This is a genomic window from Adonisia turfae CCMR0081 (assembly GCF_011009555.1).
Lineage (GTDB): Bacteria > Cyanobacteriota > Cyanobacteriia > Phormidesmidales > Phormidesmidaceae > Leptothoe > Leptothoe turfae.
Map to the genome: position 1 here is coordinate 1 of NZ_QXHD01000009.1, position 1336 is coordinate 1336.

A 1336-nucleotide genomic window follows, 5' to 3' on the forward strand; every position below is an offset into this window, starting at 1 on the left:
CTAGTTCCAACTAAGTTTGTTTGGATATCATAAGGTCATCGAGTTTGGAGGCCAAGTATGATGGCCAAACGCAAGCAACGAGGGACAGCAGGGGATAAAACGATCTGCCTGCCCATCGCCGATAGCATTGATTATGACCAGTTGGTTGAGGACCGTGAGGCCTACCGAGAGTACCTGAACGAGCAAATAGCCAGCTATCCGGAGCTGTTCCCCAAGGGAATTGAGGAGGGATATCGGTTTCATGGGTGGGTGACCTCAGCTCGTCAGCACCTGAAAACACGTCGTATATATCTTCCCAAACAAAAAACAGCCTATCAACTGCGTCCCGATTTCGTCACGCCTTATATGAGTGAAACGTCTGAGCTAGCAGGCAAAGCAATGTATTTGAGAAAGCATGGCCTCTCTTATGATGGGATTGCTTACGTATTGGGCCGCTCGGAGATGCATTGGTATCGGTTGTGTCAATCTCTTGGCCGAGCATCCATTGTCGGAACAACGTTGAAAACAGAAGAGTCGCTCCCCCCCATCTAGTGGCCGATGAAAAGCATGGTAGCCATCAAGGAGAGCGTATCTATTGGGTGGTGACAGCGGCTAAGGGGTGTATTGTGGGCAGTGGTCTGAGCCCAACGGCTGGATACGAGGACTTGCAAGCGGCGTATGGGGACTTTGAGCAAGAGATGAGCGAGCATGCCCCTGACTATCGACCTGAGACAGTCACCACCGATGGATGGGACGCGACTCGTCGAGCCTGGGAAACCCTATTTCCTGGCATCACCTGGATTCTATGCTTTCTACATGAGGTGATTAAAGTGCGTGATTGGTGTCGCTCTAAGCCTGAGTTACGCACCTGCTTAACCGACAAGCTTTGGCATATCTATCACGCCACCAGCAAACGTCAATTTGCTCAGCGATTGCGTCGTTTTCTCGAATGGACACAATCGGTGGAGCTTCCCGACGCCATCCATGACCGGTTACAACGACTCAGAGAAAAATCTCTATTTTTCCAGAGAGCCTTCGACTTTCCTAATGCCTATCGCACCAGTAATCAGGTGGATCGCCCCATGAACTATCTCGACCGGGCACTCTATGCCATGCAAGATTTTCATGGGGCTTGGGAGGCTGCTGAGTTATCCGTTCGCTCCATGGCGATGCTGTGGAACTTTCATCCATTCTGTCGTAAAACTCAGCAGCAAAATGGAGGCTGTTTGTGTCCCTTTGAGAAACTCAATGGCTTCCGATATCATGACGACTGGATGCGTAATTTGTTAATTGCCTCTTCTCTCAATGGACGGAGACCGTTGATTACATCCCCTCACACAAACTGAGGTGGAATCAG

General features: G+C 50.1%; 2 protein-coding genes. Both read left to right on the forward strand.

Annotated elements, in window-relative coordinates; translation table 11 throughout:
* Window positions 1-57: 57 nt before the first annotated feature.
* On the forward strand, window positions 58-531 hold the full coding sequence (locus DXZ20_RS37000; RefSeq protein WP_163695745.1) for a hypothetical protein: 474 nt from the start codon (window positions 58-60) through the stop codon (window positions 529-531).
* Complete coding sequence (locus DXZ20_RS37005) at window positions 531-1325, forward strand: hypothetical protein (protein WP_163695747.1); 795 nt, start codon at window positions 531-533, stop codon at window positions 1323-1325. Before DXZ20_RS37000 ends, DXZ20_RS37005 begins: the two co-directional genes overlap by 1 nt.
* Window positions 1326-1336 lie beyond the last annotated feature (11 nt).